At 58.3% G+C, this 18,555-nt stretch carries 17 protein-coding genes and 1 riboswitch; of the genes, 8 read left to right on the top strand and 9 right to left on the bottom strand.

Annotation, left to right across the window (positions count from 1 at the left end; all coding sequences use genetic code 11):
* The 9 genes from rpsA to Q1B15_RS14320 all read right to left on the bottom strand — a co-directional run.
* On the bottom strand, positions 1-1,537 hold a 1,537-nt coding region (rpsA, locus tag Q1B15_RS14365; RefSeq protein WP_299754722.1), incomplete at its 3' end, for a 30S ribosomal protein S1.
* Positions 1,538-2,143: 606 nt separating this feature from the next.
* Complete coding sequence (locus Q1B15_RS14355) at positions 2,144-3,136, bottom strand: aldo/keto reductase (protein ID WP_299754720.1); 993 nt, start codon at positions 3,134-3,136, stop codon at positions 2,144-2,146.
* Entirely contained in the window at positions 3,133-3,756 is a 624-nt protein-coding gene (locus tag Q1B15_RS14350; RefSeq protein WP_299754718.1) for a d(CMP) kinase, read from the bottom strand. The genes Q1B15_RS14355 and Q1B15_RS14350 overlap by 4 nt, the downstream gene beginning before the upstream one ends.
* A 103-nt stretch (positions 3,757-3,859) precedes the next feature.
* Positions 3,860-5,041: a methionine adenosyltransferase gene (metK, locus tag Q1B15_RS14345; RefSeq protein WP_299754715.1), complete on the bottom strand. Its 1,182-nt coding sequence runs from the start codon at positions 5,039-5,041 to the stop codon at positions 3,860-3,862.
* Between the two features lie 7 nt (positions 5,042-5,048).
* A riboswitch (SAM-SAH riboswitch) is annotated at positions 5,049-5,099 on the bottom strand.
* A 16-nt stretch (positions 5,100-5,115) separates the two neighbouring features.
* A complete protein-coding gene (gene lnt / locus Q1B15_RS14340; protein WP_299754711.1) occupies positions 5,116-6,609 on the bottom strand; it encodes an apolipoprotein N-acyltransferase in 1,494 nt (497 codons plus the stop codon).
* Between the two features lie 3 nt (positions 6,610-6,612).
* Positions 6,613-7,500 carry a hemolysin family protein gene (locus Q1B15_RS14335; RefSeq protein WP_299754709.1) on the bottom strand — a complete coding sequence of 296 codons (888 nt, stop codon included), beginning with the start codon at positions 7,498-7,500 and terminating at the stop codon, positions 6,613-6,615.
* Positions 7,500-8,015, bottom strand: coding sequence for an rRNA maturation RNase YbeY (gene ybeY, locus Q1B15_RS14330; protein WP_299754707.1), 516 nt, complete (start codon positions 8,013-8,015; stop codon positions 7,500-7,502). Before ybeY ends, Q1B15_RS14335 begins: the two co-directional genes overlap by 1 nt.
* A 161-nt stretch (positions 8,016-8,176) precedes the next feature.
* Positions 8,177-9,235 carry a sn-glycerol-3-phosphate ABC transporter ATP-binding protein UgpC gene (gene ugpC / locus Q1B15_RS14325; RefSeq protein ID WP_299754705.1) on the bottom strand — a complete coding sequence of 353 codons (1,059 nt, stop codon included), beginning with the start codon at positions 9,233-9,235 and terminating at the stop codon, positions 8,177-8,179.
* Positions 9,235-10,047, bottom strand: coding sequence for an IclR family transcriptional regulator (locus tag Q1B15_RS14320; RefSeq protein WP_299754702.1), 813 nt, complete (start codon positions 10,045-10,047; stop codon positions 9,235-9,237). The genes ugpC and Q1B15_RS14320 overlap by 1 nt, the downstream gene beginning before the upstream one ends.
* A 150-nt stretch (positions 10,048-10,197) precedes the next feature.
* Between Q1B15_RS14320 and Q1B15_RS14315 the strand changes: the two genes are divergently transcribed.
* The 8 genes from Q1B15_RS14315 to Q1B15_RS14280 form a co-directional block, all read left to right on the top strand.
* Positions 10,198-11,463 carry an ABC transporter substrate-binding protein gene (locus Q1B15_RS14315; protein ID WP_299754700.1) on the top strand — a complete coding sequence of 422 codons (1,266 nt, stop codon included), beginning with the start codon at positions 10,198-10,200 and terminating at the stop codon, positions 11,461-11,463.
* Positions 11,464-11,583: 120 nt separating this feature from the next.
* Positions 11,584-12,507, top strand: a complete 924-nt coding sequence (locus Q1B15_RS14310) for a sugar ABC transporter permease (RefSeq protein ID WP_299754698.1) — start codon at positions 11,584-11,586, stop codon at positions 12,505-12,507.
* Position 12,508: 1 nt separating this feature from the next.
* Positions 12,509-13,357 (top strand): carbohydrate ABC transporter permease, encoded by an 849-nt coding sequence (locus Q1B15_RS14305; RefSeq protein ID WP_299754696.1) that lies wholly within the window; start codon positions 12,509-12,511, stop codon positions 13,355-13,357.
* Positions 13,357-15,438, top strand: a complete 2,082-nt coding sequence (locus Q1B15_RS14300; protein ID WP_299754694.1) for an alpha-galactosidase — start codon at positions 13,357-13,359, stop codon at positions 15,436-15,438. The genes Q1B15_RS14305 and Q1B15_RS14300 overlap by 1 nt, the downstream gene beginning before the upstream one ends.
* 133 nt (positions 15,439-15,571) lie before the next feature.
* Positions 15,572-16,339, top strand: a complete 768-nt coding sequence (locus Q1B15_RS14295; RefSeq protein WP_299754692.1) for an SDR family oxidoreductase — start codon at positions 15,572-15,574, stop codon at positions 16,337-16,339.
* On the top strand, positions 16,339-17,250 hold the full coding sequence (locus Q1B15_RS14290) for a 2-dehydro-3-deoxygalactonokinase (RefSeq protein WP_299754690.1): 912 nt from the start codon (positions 16,339-16,341) through the stop codon (positions 17,248-17,250). Before Q1B15_RS14295 ends, Q1B15_RS14290 begins: the two co-directional genes overlap by 1 nt.
* Positions 17,247-17,852, top strand: a complete 606-nt coding sequence (locus Q1B15_RS14285) for a 2-dehydro-3-deoxy-6-phosphogalactonate aldolase (protein WP_299754687.1) — start codon at positions 17,247-17,249, stop codon at positions 17,850-17,852. The genes Q1B15_RS14290 and Q1B15_RS14285 overlap by 4 nt, the downstream gene beginning before the upstream one ends.
* Positions 17,849-18,555: SMP-30/gluconolactonase/LRE family protein (locus Q1B15_RS14280; protein ID WP_299754684.1), on the top strand; the 707-nt coding region annotated here is incomplete at its 3' end. The genes Q1B15_RS14285 and Q1B15_RS14280, both read left to right, overlap by 4 nt.

Below are 18,555 nucleotides of genomic sequence, written 5' to 3'. Positions count from 1 at the left end.
CGTCAACATTCGTGACGCGCACGTCAACCTTGTTGCCAACTGCAAACCGGTCAGGGCGCTGCTCTGCACGGTCACGGCTAAGGTCGGAGCGACGGATGAATGACTTCATGCCTTCGTATTCAACCTCGACGCCACCATCTTCGATTGACGTCACAACAACCGTGATGATCGAACCGCGCTTCACGCCGTCAACAACTTCGGTGAAGCTGTCATCAAGCGCCTTGACGCTCAGAGAGATACGCTCTTTCTCGACGTCCACTTCGGTAACAACGGCCTTCACCGTGTCGCCCTTGCGGAAGTCCTGGATCGCATCTTCGCCGCGCTGATCCCAGCTGAGGTCCGAAAGGTGAACCATGCCGTCGATATCGTTCTCAAGGCCGATGAACAAACCGAACTCCGTGATGTTCTTCACTTCGCCTTCGACGTTCTGACCAACAGGGTTGGCTTCCGCGAATACTTCCCATGGGTTGCGCATTGTCTGCTTCAAACCAAGCGAAACACGACGTTTCGCACTGTCGATTTCCAGAACCATCACTTCGACTTCCTGAGAGGTCGAAACAATTTTGCCCGGATGAACGTTCTTCTTCGTCCAGGACATTTCTGAAACGTGGACCAGACCTTCAACACCGGCTTCCAGCTCAACGAATGCGCCGTAATCGGTGATGTTCGTCACGCGGCCCTGATGTGTCGTACCAAGCGAGTACTTCGCTTCAACAGCATCCCAAGGATCGTCCTGCAGTTGCTTCATGCCAAGGCTGATACGGTGGGTCTCTTTGTTGATCTTGATGATCTGAACCTTAACCGTCTCACCGATCTGTACGATCTCGGAAGGGTGGTTCACACGACGCCATGCCATATCAGTCACGTGCAACAGACCGTCAACACCGCCGAGATCAACGAACGCACCATATTCGGTGATGTTCTTGACCACACCGTCAACGGCGTCGCCTTCGGTGATATTCGCGATGACTTCCGCGCGCTGTTCTGCACGGCTCTCTTCAAGAATAGCACGACGCGAAACAACGATGTTGCCGCGACGGCGGTCCATTTTCAAGATTTGGAACGGCTGCTTCAGACCCATCAATGGGCCAGCATCGCGAACCGGACGAACGTCCACTTGAGAACCCGGAAGGAACGCAACCGCGCCGCCAAGATCGACAGTGAAACCGCCTTTGACCCGACCGAAGATCGCGCCTTCGACTTTGGCCTCGTCGGCATATGCCTTTTCCAGCTTGTCCCAGGCTGCTTCACGGCGGGCTTTGTCGCGACTGATCGACGCTTCGCCATGCGCGTTTTCGACACGGTCGAGGAACACCTCAACCACGTCACCAACAGCTATTTCAGGGGCTTCGCCTGGATTGGCGAATTCTTTGATATCAACGCGGCCTTCCATTTTGTAGCCGACGTCGATGATGGCCTGTCCCGCCTCAATGGCGATGACTTTTCCTTTGACAACCGAGCCTTCGCTCGGCGTGTCCATTTCGAAGCTTTCATTCAGGAGGGCTTCGAAGTCCTCCATAGTTGCTTTAGCGCACATTCGTTTATCGTTTCCTATCTACGTTTTTTAACTGGCCGCGCGGTTGTCTCCGCCGGTCTTTGGGTTGGTCTTTGACGATCACCCATGAACACAAACAACAAGGGTCGGCACGAACCGACCCTGCTCAAGTCTCTGCGTCCACTAGCTGTAACCGCCGGTTTGACGCGCGTTTCATAGGGCCGATCAGCCAAATAAGCAAGACCTACCCGCCCCATTTGCCAATCCCACGCCACCATATACCCAAAACTGCCGCGGCATCATCTGCCGACAAGCGCTCGGGTTGATCGCAGAAGGCTCGAATCGACATCAGTATACCATGGAACACATTGAATTCGTTGCGATAAATTCTTGTACTTCCGCAAAACCGGCCTATTTTAAGGGTAGGTCAGCAGATAAACCGACGCAAAGAGAATAAAATGCCCAAATATAACAAATCCTTCGACCTTACCCCCTGACGACGTTGACTTGATCGAAACCGCGCTGCGCAAAGCAAAACGCGAAGCCGATATCGACACACGCGAGGTGTCCGAACTGCTTGGACGACTTCACAACCAAAAAGTCTTCTACCGTCCCCCAGGTACATACGTCGGCGGCTAGCGCGCTCGCTCAGCCGTATTTTTCAGGGCCGAACCACTGATACTCGTTGTAGCGGTCGCCATGGGCCCAGCCCAAAGGCAACGCCGCCTCAATTGCGGCCACATCGTCCTCAGACAGCTCCAACTCTGCGCCCCGGATCAATTCCGCCAGGTGCGGCACCGACTTCGTTCCGGGAATTGGCACAACATGGTCGCCCTTCGCGCGTGTCCAAGCCACCGCCAAAGCCGCCGCAGGCTCTCCCATTTTGCGCGCCAAAGCGAGAAACGGCTTCACCGCTTCAAGGTTCGCTGAATAATTCGGCTCCTGAAACCGCGGATTCCCGTTCAAAAACGGAATTTCATCAAGGGCCCCCCGCGTAAAGGGCGCATCCGTCAAAAAGGAGCGACCCACCGGCGAAAAAGCCACCAAGGTTACACCCAATTCCGCGCAGGTTTGCACCAACCCCAATTCGCAGGCGCGCGTTGCCAAGGAATACTCCGACTGCACAGCCGCAACAGGGTGTTCCCCGTGCGCCGCCCGCAAAGACGTTGGCGCAATCTCGGAAAAGCCAATGGCCTTGATCTTCCCCTTCTTAACCAAACGCCCAAGCGATCCCGCAACGTCCTCAATCGGGATCTTGGCTTCGCGACGATGCACATAAAACAGATCAACGTGATCAATCCCAAGCCGCGCAAGCGAGCCGTCCAGCTCCGCCTCCAGATAATCGCCCTCATTGTTGAACCGCCGCTCGGGCGCGCCCACAATACCTGCCTTCGTCGCAATTACCCAGTTGTCGCGCATGCCCGGCCGATCTTTCAGCCATGCCCCGATGATCTCTTCGGATCGGCCTTCACCATAAATATTCGCCGTATCAAGATGCGTGACACCTGCGTCAAACGCCGCGTCCAGCACCGCGTTCGACTTCTCTTGCGTGGTACCGCCATAAGCACCCGCAAACGACATCGCCCCCAAACCAAACTGCGTAATTTTCGGCCCGCCCCGGCCAAGTGTCGTTGTCTTCAAGTCGCTGTTCCTTCCAGTTTTTCCTCAACCACAGACACAGCAGCCGCCAAGGCCGCCTCAATATCCATGTCTGTCGTATCAATCACAACCGCATCTTCCGCCGCGCGCATCGGCGCATCCGCCCGACCCATATCACGGGCATCTCGTTTCAAAACTTCGTCCAACACGCCATCAAAATCAGCCGCCTGACCGCTTTCGCGCAATTCATCATACCGCCGCCGCGCCCGCACATCCGCACTGGCCGTCACGTATAATTTCACCTGTGCCGTGGGACAGATCACTGTCCCAATGTCGCGTCCGTCCAGAACCGCCCCACCATCGCGGCGCGCAAAGCTGCGTTGAAACGCAACCAGTGCGGCCCGCACCTCCGGGATGGTCGCTACCTGACTGGCAAGCTCGGCTACCGCCTGAGTGCGCAGCCCGTCGCGCGCTAAATCATCGGCAGTGACAGCCTCAGCCGCCACTTGCGGTGACCACCCAGTTTCCAAAACCTTCCGCGCGCTGGCGCGATACAACAACCCGGTGTCCAGATGCGCAAAGCCAAACCGCGCGGCCAAAGCCTTGCTGATCGTCCCCTTGCCCGCTGCCGCAGGCCCATCAATCGCCACTGAAAACTGCAATGCCGCGCTCCTTCTTTATGGATACTTTATGGATAAAATATCCCAGCAGAGGGCCTAACGCGAGGGGGGACGGCATCCCCCACTCCCTAATTGTCGATAAAAGTCAGACCGCGCGGGTCAACGCCTCAACCAAATCGGTCTTCTCCCACGAGAAACCGCCATCCGCCTCAGGCGCACGACCAAAGTGTCCGTATGCCGCCGTACGTTGATAAATCGGCTTATTCAGCTCAAGATGCTCGCGAATGCCGCGCGGGCTTAAATCCATCGTTGCCTTCACAGCCTTTTCAATCATCTCAGGCGGAACCTCACCTGTGCCGAACGTATCAGCGTAAACAGATAGCGGCTTAGACACCCCAATCGCATATGACAGCTGAATAAGACACTTCTCAGCCATGCCCGCCGCCACAACGTTCTTGGCCAGATACCGCGCCGCATAGGCCGCTGAGCGGTCAACTTTCGTCGGGTCCTTCCCCGAAAACGCGCCGCCGCCGTGCGGAGCAGCGCCCCCATAGGTATCCACAATAATCTTACGCCCGGTCAGACCAGCATCCCCGTCGGGACCGCCTATCACGAAAGTTCCCGTCGGGTTCACCCACCATTCGGTGCCATCCGTCAGCCATCCATCTGGCAGAACTTCGCGAATATAGGGCTCTACAATAGCGCGGATATCAGCGCTTGATTGGCTCTCATCGGCGTGCTGCGTCGACAAAACAATCGATGTGACCTCAACCGGCTTACCATTCTCATATCGCAGAGAAATCTGGCTTTTGGCATCCGGGCGAAGCGTTGGCTCCTGCCCGGATTTACGCACATCTGCCAACCGCTTCAAAATTGCATGGGCATAATGGATCGGTGCCGGCATCAACTCGGGCGTCTCGTCCACCGCATAACCGAACATGATCCCCTGATCGCCCGCGCCCTCGTCCTTGTTGCCACTGGCATCCACACCCATTGCGATATGCGCCGACTGCTTGTGCAGCAGATTGGTAATCTTGCACGTAGCGTGGTGAAATTTGTCCTGCTCATACCCGATATCGCGGATGCACTCGCGCGCAATCCCCTCGATCCGGCCCATGTAGTCATCAAGCCGTCCGGCATCGCTCAGGCCAACTTCGCCACCGATGACCACCTGGTTTGTGGTTGCAAAAGTTTCGGCCGCAACCCGTGCTTCGGGTTCCTCGGTCAAAAACGCGTCAAGCACCGCATCCGAGATACGATCACACAGTTTATCAGGATGCCCTTCCGAGACGCTCTCGGAGGTAAAAATGTAGTTTTGCCGGTTCATGGGATAGTGCTCCGTTGTCAAAATAAACCGTCACGTCAGGAAGCCGTTGTGACAGAAGGACCGCGTTAAGGCGTTCACGATCCCTTTGCAAGAGTGTTGCGACGTAGCGCGACATTAAGCACGGTCAGCGTTACCAAAAGTAGAATGGCGATGGGAATGTCGCCTATCTGACCATAAATCGTCGGTTCCCGCTTGCCCGGCAACGCAACATCAAGAAAGCCCGCCTTGCCCAAGACCAACGCAGCCACGACCTCGCCGCGCGCATCAATCACCGCAGATACGCCAGTGTTCGCCGCACGGAGAAACGGCACCCCCTGTTCGACCGCGCGAAAGCGCGCCTGATCAAGGTGCTGAAACGGGCCTGAAAACGTCCCGAACCAAGCATCGTTGGTGATTTGCAAAAGATAATCTGGCCGATCAAGCCCGCGGCCATGGCCCGGAAAAATCGCCTCGTAGCAAATTAAAGGCAACGCGCGCCCAAGCGGCGTGTCGATGAGCCGAACCTTGTCGCCCGGCGAAAACCCATACCCATCGCGCGCTGCAAAAGACCGCAAACCCAAAGCCCCAGCCACCTGCCCGAACGGAATATACTCGCCAAACGGCACTAGATGCACCTTGTCGTAAATCTCACTCGCCTGCCCGTTGGACCCGATTACGATCAACGCATTGTGATTGCGACCACTATCACTTCGGTTGATTCCGGACACCACCGGCACGCCGCCGCCCGCAGCCGCAATCTGCGCCAGAATAGGGGCCGAGCGATCCAACCGATACGGCAATGCCGTCTCAGGCCAGACCACCAAATCAACGCCGTCCTTCGGCGCACCCGTAAAACCGATCATGCGCTCTACAAAGATATGCGCGCGATCCGGGTCCCACTTTTCATCTTGCGGCGCATTCGGCTGAACCAGTCTTACGATGCCAAGTCCGTCACTCTCGGTTCCTGCGTCTGCAAGACGATTACCGAAGGCGAAAAGACCCGCGACAGTCACAAGAATCGCAAATATCCCCAGCCCTTGTCGGGGCCGCCCGTTTGACCGCACGCCCTTTTCGCGCACCATCACCGGCAAAGCCGCGATAAACAGCGTCACCGCCGTTAGCCCATATGGTCCAATCACCGAGGCCATCATCCGCACCGGCGTATCCGCCCAGATATACGCCGGCAAAGCCCAGGGAAAACCTGTAAACACATGGCCCCGCAGCATCTCAGCCCCGGCCAATGCTACGGCCCAAAGCACGACGCGTCCAACCCCGATCCACCCCGCCAAAGCCCAAAACAAAGCCAAACCACCAGCCAGAAAAATCAGGGCAAACGGCGCCATCCATCCATGCCGCGCCACATCGACTAGGAACGGCTCGACAATCCAAGACAGCGTAACGGCAAAATATGCAGTCCCCCCTGCCCAAGCGACAAAAGCCGCTTGCCGGCGCGACGTGGCCTCAGCAACTGCGTAGGCAAGAACGGCGAAACCCACCAAAGCCACGGGCCAAAGCCCGAACGGCGCATGTCCCAGCGCCGCCGCACCTCCAGCCACCGCAGAAAGGCCCGACAGGCGGCGTGTTTTCACGCCCTATTCAGCCGCTTTCGCCGTCTGAGACCGAACCCGCAGCCGCTTGATACGGCGGGGATCAGCATCGACAACTTCAAAATCAATCCCCGCAGGGTGCTTTACGACTTCGCCGCGTGCAGGCACGCGCCCCGCCAGCATGAAGACCAAACCTCCAAGCGTATCGATCTCTTCTTCCATCTCCGGCTCAACCAGCTTTTCGCCAATATGTGCCTCGAAATCTTCGATCGGCGTGCGCGACTGAGCAAGATAACACCCTGGAGACTCCTCGGTCCAGAAATGCCCCTCGGCAATGTCGTGCTCATCTTCGATTTCGCCAATGACCTGCTCGATCAAATCCTCGATCGTCACCAGACCATCGACGCCACCGTATTCATCAATCACCAAAGCCATATGCATCCGGTCCGTCTGCATCTTCTGCAAAAGAACGCCGATCGGCATCGACGGCGGCGCATACAGCAAAGGGCGCAACATCTTGGACAAAGCAAACCGCTCGCCCTTGCCGTTAAAGCCATGCTTCAGCGCGAAATCCTTCAGGTGAACCATGCCAACTGGCGTATCAGGCGTGCCCTTATAGACCGGCAAACGCGTCAATCCGCTGTCGGCAAAGACCTCAACCAGGTCTTCCTTCTTAATATCTGTGGGAACAGAAATGATCTCGACCTTCGGGATCATCACATCTTCAACCCGAAGCCGCGTCAGGTTAGCAAGCCCACCGCTAAACGACCCGCTTGCCGCCATCCGTCGGGGCTGACCATTTTCATCAGTCGCCTCATCGGAACCGCTCAGCGCATCGATGATGCGGCCGAAAAAGCCCCTCGAACTCTCATCGTCCTCTCCCTCATGCGCGCTTTGCGCCGCATTAGAGGACACGTCGTCGTTGTCGCCCATTAATCCTTTCCATCACTCCCGGAACCATCCCCCTCATATGGGGTCGCTATTCCAAGTTTGCCAAGTATCGCTATTTCAGTCGTTTCCATCAAGTCACCGTCGCCATCGCGGACGTGATCGTAGCCCAAAAGATGCAGCGTGCCGTGAACGATCAAATGCGTCACATGCGCCTCGGGCGAAATTCCGCCCGCAGCAGCTTCGCCGATGCAGGTTTCATAAGCCAAAGCCAGATCCCCCAACTCGCTGTCCCCGTCTGGCAAAAGCGGGCGTGCGCCCTCTTGCAAAGCGCCTCGCTCTTGCGACGGCCAGGACAAAACATTCGTCGCCTGCGCCTTACCGCGAAATCCTTCATTCAGAGCAGAAATGCGTTCATCCCCGGCCGCCAATAAAGCAACTTCCCAGGCGTCAGCATCCATTCCAAGATGGGTGAACGTCGCCACCACGGCACGATCGGCCAGGGGCCCAAGCCCCAGCACGACCCAGCGGTCATCTTCGATGATTACGTCCACAGTCATGGCCGCCTTCTGCCAAAGAAAACGTGCCGACACCAGAGGGGCTCTGCCCCTCGCGCGAAACGCGCTCACCGCGGGATATTCCAGACCTAAAGACTGCCGAAAATTTAAGCTAAATCATCGTTTCTTCTTGGCTGAAATACTCCCGCCAGAGGCACGCCGTCCTATCTGATCCGCGCTTCGGTCTCTGCATTGAACGCATAAATACGGCGCATCTCGAAGTTAAGGCTAACCGTATCGCCGATCTTCGAGCGCGTATCGCCGCGCTCTTCGATGATCAGCTTCTCGCCAGTCTTCGCCGTAAGGTAGGCAAAGCTCACGCCTCCAAGCGCTTCGGTAAGTTCCACCGTGAACGCATCACCCGATTGGTCAAGCTCGGCGTGCTCGGGTCGCAAACCAACCGTCACTTCTGTGCCCTCAGATGGCAATGTAATATCGGGGCTGACTGTCATGCCCAACGCCGGTACTTCAATAACGCCGCCTTTAACCGTCCCTTTAAGGAAGTTCATCGCAGGCGAGCCGATAAAGCCCGCCACAAACTTGTTGTCGGGATTTCGATACAGATCCAAAGGCGCGCCGACCTGCTCGATCTCGCCCAACCGCAGCACCACAATCTTGTCGGCAAGCGTCATCGCCTCAACCTGATCGTGTGTGACGTAAATCATCGTTGCGCCGATTTCTTTGTGCAAACGTGCGATCTCGACCCGCATCTCAACGCGCAGCTCCGCGTCCAGGTTCGACAACGGCTCGTCAAAAAGAAACACCTCCGGTCCGCGGACGATCGCGCGGCCAATGGCAACCCGCTGACGCTGACCGCCCGACAAAGCCGCTGGCTTGCGATCCAAAAACGCATCAAGCTTCAAAATACGGCTCGCTTCCGAGACCTTCTCATTGACCTCAGCGACAGGATGGCCATTCATCTTCAGACCGAAGCCCATGTTCTGACCCACAGTCATGTGCGGATAAAGCGCGTAAGTCTGGAAGACCATCGCTACGCCACGCTCGGACGGATCAAGCCGCGTCACATCGCGCGTACCAATATTGATCTGGCCGCTTGTCGTTTCCTCAAGTCCAGCGACCATGCGCAAAAGGGTCGACTTACCGCAGCCCGACGGTCCCACAAACACGCAGAACTCGCCGTCCTGAATATCAAGGTCCACACCGTGGATAACTTGAACATCGCCATACCGCTTAATAACCTTGTTGAGCGTAACTCCTGACATCAGTTGGTCTCCACTTTCTCGCTGGATGTGTGTTGATCGGGAAAGCCCCAGTCGCGCGAAACACTCGCGATGGCTTGGGTGGCTTCCCGAACACGGGGGACAAGTTTTTCCAAACCCGCCAGTGATTGTCGTTCCACAGAAGACGTCACCGAAAGCGCGCCCAGCGCCCGGCCCCCTGCGGTCAAGATCGGCAAAGCCACGCAAATAATGCCCGGCTCGTGTTCCTCGCGGTCAAAACCATAGCCGTTCTGGCGGATCGCCCGCAGTTCGGCTCGAAGCGCCTTGGCATCGGTCAACGTATGGTTCGTAAAACGGTGATAACTCTGCTGCTCAAGGATCGGACCCAAGATCGCCTCGTCCAGATAGGACAGCATCACTTTGCCAACACCGGTACAATAGGCAGGCCCGACCTTCCCGGCGGAGGAATACATCTCGAGAGGGCGCGTTGCGTTGCGCTTGTCGACGTAAAGCACCTGAGCATTATCAAGTTGCGCCAAATGCACTGTCTCGCCGACATCGGCGGCCAACGCATCCAGATGCGGGCGCGCGATCGGAGCCAAGGACGACTGTTGCCACGCCGCGTGTGCCAAGCGGACAAGCCGAATGCCCATCGCATATGTTTGACGCTCAGGATCGTAGGCCAGCATGCCCTGATTCTTCAGCGTCTGAACAAAACGATAAAGCGTGGCTTTCGGATAAGGACTGTCTTCCAGCAGCTCGGTAAAACGCACAGGACGACCCATCGCAGCAACGCGATCAAGCACCTCAAGCGCCTTTCCTACGGTTCCGTCGCCGTTGGACTTTCCAGTCATCCATTCCTCCCTTGCCGCGCACTGTAATCCAGCGTCTGTTGTTGCGGCTGTTGACAAGCCTTACCGATTCCGTGTTAAGATTTCAATATGCAAAACTGAGTTTCAAATAATGAGACTCAAATCATAATGGAGCTCTCAGGGAGGACACCAATGCGTTCCATGTTTAAAGCGTCCGTCGCGGCGCTAGGCCTTACTGCAATCACAGCAGGCGGGGCAATCGCAGATGGGCACGGCTTGTCAGGCGATCTGAAAATCTTCCTCGATACATCGAACCCCGCACCTCGTGCGACAATGGAAACGATGATCGCGGGCTTTGGCGAACTTCACCCGAACCTCAACATCGAGACAACGGTGATCGACCGCGAAGCATACAAAACACAAATCCGCAACTTTCTGACGGCCGACGCGCCTGATGTCGCGACTTGGTACGCAGCAAACCGCATGCGTCCATACGTCGAAGCGGGTCTGTTCGAGGATGTCTCCGACCTCTGGGCCGAGCCAGAGATCGCGACCAACCTCGCCTCGACCAAAGGCGCGATGACCATCGACGACAAGCAGTGGGGCGTGCCGTACACGTACTACCAGTGGGGCGTCTACTACCGCAAAGACATCTACGAAGAGCTTGGCCTGACCGAGCCGACAGACTGGGCAGAGTTCAAATCGAACTGCCAGGCTATCGTAGACTCGGGTCGCTCTTGCTTTACCATTGGTTCCAAATTCCTTTGGACCGCTGGCGGTTGGTTTGACTACCTCAACGTACGCACCAACGGCTTTGACTACCACATGGACATGGCTGCCGGTAACGTGCCTTGGACCGATGACGGTGTTAAGCAGACGTTTGCCAACTGGCGCGAGCTGATCGACATGGGTGCCTTTGTCGAGAACCATCAAAACTACTCCTGGCAGGAAGCCCTGCCCTTCATGGTAAACGGCGACAGCGCTGGCTACCTGATGGGTAACTTCGCCGTGGCTCCGCTGCGCGAAGCGGGTCTCACTGATGATCAACTGGACTTCTACCAGTTCCCGTCGATCAACCCAGACGTTGCTTTGGCGGAAGATGCGCCAACAGATACGTTCCACATCCCGTCCAACGCTCAGAACAAAGAAGCTGCACGTGAATTCCTGCGCTACGTTGTCTCTGCAGATGTTCAGACGACCATCAACAATGGTGCCAACCTTGGTCAGCTTCCTGTCAACGCGTCCGCTTCGGTCGACGACGACAAGTTCCTGAACGAAGGCTTCGAGATGCTCTCAACGAACAGCCCGGGCGGCGTTGCCCAGTTCTTCGACCGCGACTTCCCAGCTGAAATGGCCGCAGAAGCCATGCAGGGTTTCCAGGAGTTCATGGTGTTCCCAGACAATCTGGACGACATCCTTGCACGCCTCGAAAAAGTGCGTGAGCGCACCAACAAGTAATCAATCGACTGGCCGGGCGATCCTTTCGCCCGGCCCTTCCCCCCGACCACTCAACGACTCATCCGCGAGCCCCACACGCAAGGGTTCACGCATGCGCCGCCCGAGCGAAGGGAAACACCCATGACAAGCGTTCCAGACACTGAAATCGACCGCGGTGGTCGCGGTTGGTACAAGCGAAACGAGATCGCGGTGACGCCGTGGCTGTTCCTCGCCCCAGCGGTCTTCTTCTTCGCGGTTTATGTGATCATCCCGATCTTTCAGTCGATCAACCTGTCTTTTTACGACTGGGACGGCCTGGGCGAAGCCACCTTCGTCGGCTTCGACAACTACATTGAACTCGCCGACGACGGCGCCTTCGAAGTCTCACTTTGGAACAACCTCAAATGGCTGGTGTTCTACCTCCTCGCCATTCCCGCAGGCCTCTTCATCGCGCTGTTCCTCAACCAGACAGTCGCAGGCATCCGCCTTTATAAGTCCTTGTTCTTCTTCCCCTTCGTGATCTCACAAGTGGTCGTCGGCCTGGTCTTCTCATGGTTCTACCTACCCAACGAAGGCCTTCTGAACAGTGTCCTCGGTCTTGTTGGCATCGATCCGATCAACGTTCTCGGCGATCCGACCCTTGCCACTTACGGCATCATCGCCGCAGGCCTATGGCCGCAAACCGCCTACTGCATGATCCTCTACCTCACCGGCCTCAACGCCGTGGACCCCGAGCAGGTTGAGGCCGCACGTCTCGACGGCGCAAAGGGCTGGAAAATGCTCTGGTACGTTATCGTGCCGCAACTCAAACCCGCGACCTTCATCGCCTTCGTCGTGACAATCATCGGCGCGCTGCGCTCGTTCGACCTCATTTCGATCATGACCAACGGTGGCCCCTTCGGCCAAACCCGCGTGCTCTCGTTCTACATGTTCGAAAAAGCGCTGTCAGAATACGGCTTCCGCATGGGCTACGGCGCTGCAATCGCTGTCGTCCTCTTCCTCATCATGCTGGTCTTCATCGCCTACTTCCTGTGGTCGATGTGGTCCGAAGAGAAAGGGCGCTAGGATGTTCCCCACCCCAATCCAAAAACGCCCGGTCGCCAATCAGATCGCCTACAAAACCTTTCTGCCGCTTGCGCTGATCCTATGGCTCCTGCCCCTGATCGCCGTCGCCGTCTTTTCGATCAAACCGGCCGTCGACTTCACCCAAGGCAACTACTGGGGCATGCCTTCCTCCTTCGAAGGCTTCGCCAACTACGGTCAGGTGTTCTTCAACTCCGACATGCCGCGCTACATGCTGAACTCGTTCCTGATCACCATCCCCACCGTGGTCGGCGCCGTCGCTCTCTCTGCCATGGCCGGTTTCGCGCTTGGGATCTACAAATTCAATTCGAACATCTGGATCTTCTTTATGTTCGTCGCGGGCAACTTCGTGCCGTTCCAGATCCTCATGGTTCCGGTCCGTGACCTCACCCTCGACATGGGCCTCTACAACACCAAAACCGGCCTCGTCTTGTTCCATATCGCCTTCCAGACCGGCTTTTGCACCCTCTTCATGCGCAATTTCATCCGCCAACTGCCCTTCCCCCTGATCGAGGCGGCCCGCGTCGAAGGCATCGCCGAATGGCGCATCTTCTGGTACGTCGTCCTGCCGCTGATGAAACCGGCGCTTGCAGCTCTTGCCGTGCTGATCTTCACCTTCATCTGGAACGACTACTTCTGGGCCGTGGTCCTGACGCAAGGCCCCGAAAGCCAGCCTGTCACTGCAGGCATCACCTCGTTCAACGCTCAATACCGCGCCGCCTACCATCTGATGAGCGCGGGCTCTATCGTCGCTGCCCTGCCACCAGTGCTGATGTTCTTCTTAATGCAAAAGCACTTCATTGCAGGCCTAACCCTTGGTGCCGTGAAGTAATGCAATGCTGGAGATTGGACGACGGGCGGCAGACACTTGTTCTGGCCGCTCGTCGAACGCGTTTGCCGGAAGTAATTTATTGGGGCGCGCCCCTGCCGGCGACCGATAACCTCGAAACCCTCGCAGATGCCCATCGCCTCGATGTCACTGGTGGCATGCTCGACGAGAATCCAGATCTCTCGATCTGCCCCGAAGCCGTGCGCACCTTCCCCGGCCAGCCCGGCCTGATCCTGCGCGCCCATGACGGTACGCCGCTCTTGCCAAAGTTCTGCTACGCGGCACAGGAAACGACCGAACACAGCATCACACTTACCTATGCCGATGATGCCAACGGCCTGACGTACCGCGCCGAAATAACGCTTGATCCGGACACCCACGTCCTGACCCTGACCTCTGAGATCAACGCCGAAACGCCCGTCCACCTGCACTGGCTTTCCGCCCCCGTGCTGCCCGCGCCGCAAAACAGCGAAGAGATGATCGACGTCTCCGGGCGCTGGTGCGGCGAATTTCAACTGAACAAGACCGCATGGTCCCCCGGCATCCGCTACCGCGAAAACCGCACCGGGCGCACCGGCCACGAACACTTCCCCGGCCTCATCGTTCTCGGCCCCGGAGCGACCAACACACAAGGTGAAGCCTGGGGCTTTCACTACGGCTGGTCAGGGGGTCACCGCATGGTCGCCGAGGAACTCCCCGACGGGCGCCGCCAGATCCAGTTCGGCCACGCCGCCCGTATGGAAACCGAGCCCTCGACCCGCTTCAAATCAGCCCCGCTCTACGCGGTCTATTCCTCCGACGGCCTGAACGGCATCGCCGTCAGCTATCAGCGTCAGGTCCGCGACCGCATCGTCACATGGCCCGACGCAACGCGCGCGCGCCCGGTCCACTACAACTGCTGGGAAGCCGTCTACTTCGACCATAAACTCGACGTGCTGAAAGACATCGCAGACCGTGCGGCCGACCTTGGCGCCGAACGCTTCGTTCTCGACGACGGCTGGTTCGGCAACCGCGACGACGATACGCAATCGCTGTCCGACTGGGAAGTCGACCCAAGGAAATACCCCGAGGGCCTGCACCCCCTTATCAACCACATCCACAGTCTCGATATGTCTTTCGGCATCTGGTTCGAACCCGAGATGATCAACCCGAACTCGAACCTCTTTCGCGCCCATCCGGACTGGGCCGCAGGCAGCGAAGACCAGATCCTCGGCCGTCAGCAGATGGCCCTCGACATGAGCCGCTCCGACGTGCGCGATTTCATCTACGAACGCATGTCAGCGATCTTGCGCGAATACCCGATCGACTACATCAAATGGGATCACAACCGCGTCCTGCCGATGCCCGACGCCGCACAGACCCGCGGCTCCTACGCCCTTATCGACCGCCTGCGCGCCGAATTCCCACAAGTGGAAATCGAAAGCTGCGCGTCTGGTGGAGCCCGCATCGACTTCGGCATCCTCGAACGGACGCAACGCGTCTGGCTTTCCGACAGCAACGACGCGCTGGAACGTCTGAAGATGCAGCACAACGCCGCCCTCTTCATTCCCGCCGCGATTACCGGCAGCCACGTCGGCCCCCGCATCTGCCACACATCAGGCCGCCAGCTCGATATCCGCTTTCGCGCATGGGTCGCCGCCCAGCGCCACATGGGCTTCGAGATGGACCCCCGCGAATTGACCGACGACGAAGCCGCCGTTCTGACCGAAGTCACCTCCTGGTGGAAACACAACCGCGCCTGGATGACCGGGGCCGACATTCTACGCCTCGACAGTGCGGACCCAGCCGTCATCGCCGAACAACAGGCCGCCCGCGACGGCTCGCGTTTCGTCGTGTTCGCCGGCAAAGCGACAACCTCGGCCCAGATCGCGCCACGCCCTTTGCGCCTGACGCGCCTCGATCCGGACGCGCAATACCGCGTCACTCTGGTCAACCGTAACTCGGTCTCGACGCTTTCGCGCGGAGCACCGGCCCTCAAAGAAGGCCCAATGACGCTGTCAGGCCAATACCTTATGAGCCAGGGCCTCACCCTCCCATGGTCCTTCCCGGAAACCATGTGGGTCGTCGAAGGCGAACGCCTGTGACCCGGCCCGCTCATCCTGTCAAAAGTACCGCCACCGGAGGTCCAAAATCTCGTTATTGTCTCCTACGTCAGCGAAGGCATGCACCGACTTATTACCGACGGTACGCCGACGTAATACCACAAAGGCTTTCACCATGACTGACGCCCTCTTTCCCGACCTCAAAAACGCCTCTGTTTTCATCACCGGAGGTGGTGCCGGCATCGGCGCAAATCTCACCGAAGGCTTTCTGCGCCAAGGCGCGCGCGTGGCCTTTGTCGGCTGCTCTGACGCCGCGGCCTTTGTTGACGAAATGGAAGCCGCCACCGGCAATCGCCCGCTATTCCTGCAATGCGACATCACCGATATTCCAACTTTGAAACAACGTATTGCCGAAGCGACCGAGGCCCACGGCCCCGTCACAACCCTTGTGAACAACGCAGCAAATGACCAGCGCCACACAACACTCGAGGTGGACGAAGACTTCTGGGACTGGTCCCAGGCCATCAACCTCAAAGCCTACTTCTTCGCCTGCCAAGCCGTCATCGAAGGCATGCGCAAGGCAGGTCACGGCTCGATTATCAATTTCAGTTCAATCAGTTACATGATGGGCAACGCGGGCTACCCAGCCTACACAACCGCCAACTCCGGCATCAACGGCATGACCAGATCGCTCGCCCGCGAGTTCGGCCCCGACAATATCCGCGTCAATGCCCTTGCACCCGGCTGGGTCCTGACCGACAAACAGATGGACAAATGGGCAACCCCGGAAGGCCTCGCTGCTCACATGGAACGTATGTGCCTGAAAGAACACCTGAAACCCGAAGACATCGTCGGTCCCGTGCTGTTCCTCGCGTCCAAAACTTCGCGCGCAATGACCGGACAAGCCATGGTCGTTGACGGCGGCGTGGTCGTCACCGGGTAATGTCAGGATCGTCGACATATGCAGACTGGATAGCCGTCGACTGGGGCACATCAAACCTGCGCGCATGGGCCATGCGCGGCAGCGACGCCATTGCTGAAGCCACATCCGACAAAGGCATGGGATTGCTCGAAAAATCCGAATTTGAGTCCGCTCTGATCACCCTCATCGACCCCTGGCTCGGCACCGCCAGAACCCCGGTCTTCGCCTGCGGCATGGTCGGCGCGCGCCAAGGCTGGGTCGAAGCCCCCTACACCGCAGTACCATCCAAACCGCTGGCCAACCGCTTCGCACGCCCAGAAACAACCGACAGCCGTATTGACGTCCACGTCATCCCAGGCCTCAAACAGCTCGAGAACCCTGACGTCATGCGCGGCGAAGAAACCCAGATCGCAGGCTTCCTCGCTGCAAACCCTAATTTCGACGGCGTCCTCTGCCTTCCCGGCACCCACACCAAATGGGCCCACATCTCGGCAGGTGAGGTCATCAGCTTCCGCACCTTCATGACCGGAGAACTTTTTGGTCTCATTGCCAAAAAATCGGTGCTGCGCCATTCCATCGCCAATGGCTGGAACGATGCCGCCTTCATAACAGCCGTCACCGACACCCTGTCGCGCCCCGAAACCATGGCCGCCAAGCTCTTCGCGATCCGCGCTGACCAGCTTTTGAATGCCACCGACGTTGGTGCCGCCAAGGCACGCCTGTCCGGCCTCCTCATCGGGGCGGAACTCGCCGGCGCCAAACCCTACTGGCTCGGCCAGAACATCGTCCTCATCGGCGATGCAAACCTCTCCGCGCTCTACGCCACGGCGCTGGAAACCCAAGCCGCACTCTCCCAGATCGCGGACGCCACCCAATCCACGCTCGCGGGCCTCAACGCCGCCCGCATCCTCACGAAGGAACCCACCTCATGAGCCGCCCCCTGATCGCCATCCTGCGCGGCATCGAGCGCCGAGAAGCAGCAGACGTCGCCGCCGCTCTGATCGACGCGGGTATCGACCGCATCGAAATCCCCCTGAACTCGCCCGATCCGTTCGAAAGTATCGGTCGCATGGTCGAGGTGCACGGCACCGAGGCCCTGATTGGCGCAGGCACAGTCCTCACGGCAGAACAGGTCGCCCACGTGTACCGGGTAGGGGGTAAACTTGTGGTCTCTCCAAATTGCGACCGCACCGTCATCAAAGCCACCAAGGTGCTGGGAATGCAGTCCTTTCCCGGAGCCTTAACCCCAACCGAATGCTTCAACGCCCTGAAATGGGGCTCTGACGGCCTGAAGGTCTTCCCGGCTTTCCAGATGGGCCAGGACGGCCTCAAAGCCCTGCGCGCTGTGCTTCCAAGCGAAACCGAAGTCTACATGGTCGGCGGCGTTGGCCCGGAAAACTTCGCCGACTGGCTCAAAGCCGGCGCGAACGGCTTCGGCCTCGGCAGTTCCCTCTACAAACCCGGCGACAAGGTGGCCGACATTGCCGCAAAAGCCAAAGACATCGTCGCCGCTTGGGATGAGATCACCGCATGAATATCTACGACGACACCATCTGCTCACTTGGCGAAGGCCCGCTCTGGCACCCAACCCGCCAGCAACTCTACTGGTTCGACATCCACGGCCAGGGCCTCCACACACTTGAGAACGGCAAAACCCGCAGTTGGAGCTTTGACGAAAACGTCTCCGCGGCAGGCTGGGTCGACGACACCCACCTTTTGGCCGCCTCAGAAACCCGCCTCTTGCGCTTCAACGTCGAAACCGGCGCGCAGGAAGACGTCGTCGCGCTCGAAGCAGACGATCCGGATAGTCGCTCCAACGATGGCCGCGCTGATCCCTTCGGGGGCTTCTGGATCGGCACAATGTCGAAACACGAACGCACGCCCAGCGGTACGATCTACCGCTATTACAAAGGCGCACTCACCCCGCTGTTCGACGGCATCACCATCCCGAACGCGATCTGCTTCACCCCGGACAAAACCCAAGCCTACTTTTGCGATACCATCGATGGCCTGATGAAACGCGTCCAACTTGACGCAGAAGGCTGGCCCGTCGGAAACCCCGAGGTTTGGCTCGACCTCTCAGGAAAACCCTTCGGCGCAGACGGTGCGGTCATCGACGCAGACGGCAACATCTGGAACGCCCAGTGGAACGGCTGGCGCATCGCGTGCTACGCCCCCGACGGCACTTTCCTGCGCGAGGTCCCAATTAACGCCGCCCACACCTCCTGCCCCGCCTT

The organism is uncultured Boseongicola sp., from assembly GCF_937988555.1.
GTDB lineage: Bacteria > Pseudomonadota > Alphaproteobacteria > Rhodobacterales > Rhodobacteraceae > Boseongicola.
Note: the sequence above shows the minus strand (reverse complement) of the source record. Positions and strands in the feature narration are given on the sequence as shown.

What these genes read in the sequence shown, in the direction of transcription:
- Q1B15_RS14320 (WP_299754702.1), bottom strand. Translation starts at nt 10,047, where the DNA reads ATGACTGGAAAGTCCAACGGCGACGGAACCGTAGGAAAGGCGCTTGAG.
- Q1B15_RS14335 (WP_299754709.1), bottom strand. Translation starts at nt 7,500, where the DNA reads ATGGGCGACAACGACGACGTGTCCTCTAATGCGGCGCAAAGCGCGCAT.
- metK (WP_299754715.1), bottom strand. Translation starts at nt 5,041, where the DNA reads ATGAACCGGCAAAACTACATTTTTACCTCCGAGAGCGTCTCGGAAGGG.
- Q1B15_RS14315 (WP_299754700.1), top strand. Translation starts at nt 10,198, where the DNA reads ATGCGTTCCATGTTTAAAGCGTCCGTCGCGGCGCTAGGCCTTACTGCA.
- Q1B15_RS14290 (WP_299754690.1), top strand. Translation starts at nt 16,339, where the DNA reads ATGTCAGGATCGTCGACATATGCAGACTGGATAGCCGTCGACTGGGGC.
- Q1B15_RS14300 (WP_299754694.1), top strand. Translation starts at nt 13,357, where the DNA reads ATGCAATGCTGGAGATTGGACGACGGGCGGCAGACACTTGTTCTGGCC.
- Q1B15_RS14295 (WP_299754692.1), top strand. Translation starts at nt 15,572, where the DNA reads ATGACTGACGCCCTCTTTCCCGACCTCAAAAACGCCTCTGTTTTCATC.
- Q1B15_RS14305 (WP_299754696.1), top strand. Translation starts at nt 12,509, where the DNA reads ATGTTCCCCACCCCAATCCAAAAACGCCCGGTCGCCAATCAGATCGCC.
- Q1B15_RS14310 (WP_299754698.1), top strand. Translation starts at nt 11,584, where the DNA reads ATGACAAGCGTTCCAGACACTGAAATCGACCGCGGTGGTCGCGGTTGG.
- ybeY (WP_299754707.1), bottom strand. Translation starts at nt 8,015, where the DNA reads ATGACTGTGGACGTAATCATCGAAGATGACCGCTGGGTCGTGCTGGGG.
- Q1B15_RS14285 (WP_299754687.1), top strand. Translation starts at nt 17,247, where the DNA reads ATGAGCCGCCCCCTGATCGCCATCCTGCGCGGCATCGAGCGCCGAGAA.
- ugpC (WP_299754705.1), bottom strand. Translation starts at nt 9,235, where the DNA reads ATGTCAGGAGTTACGCTCAACAAGGTTATTAAGCGGTATGGCGATGTT.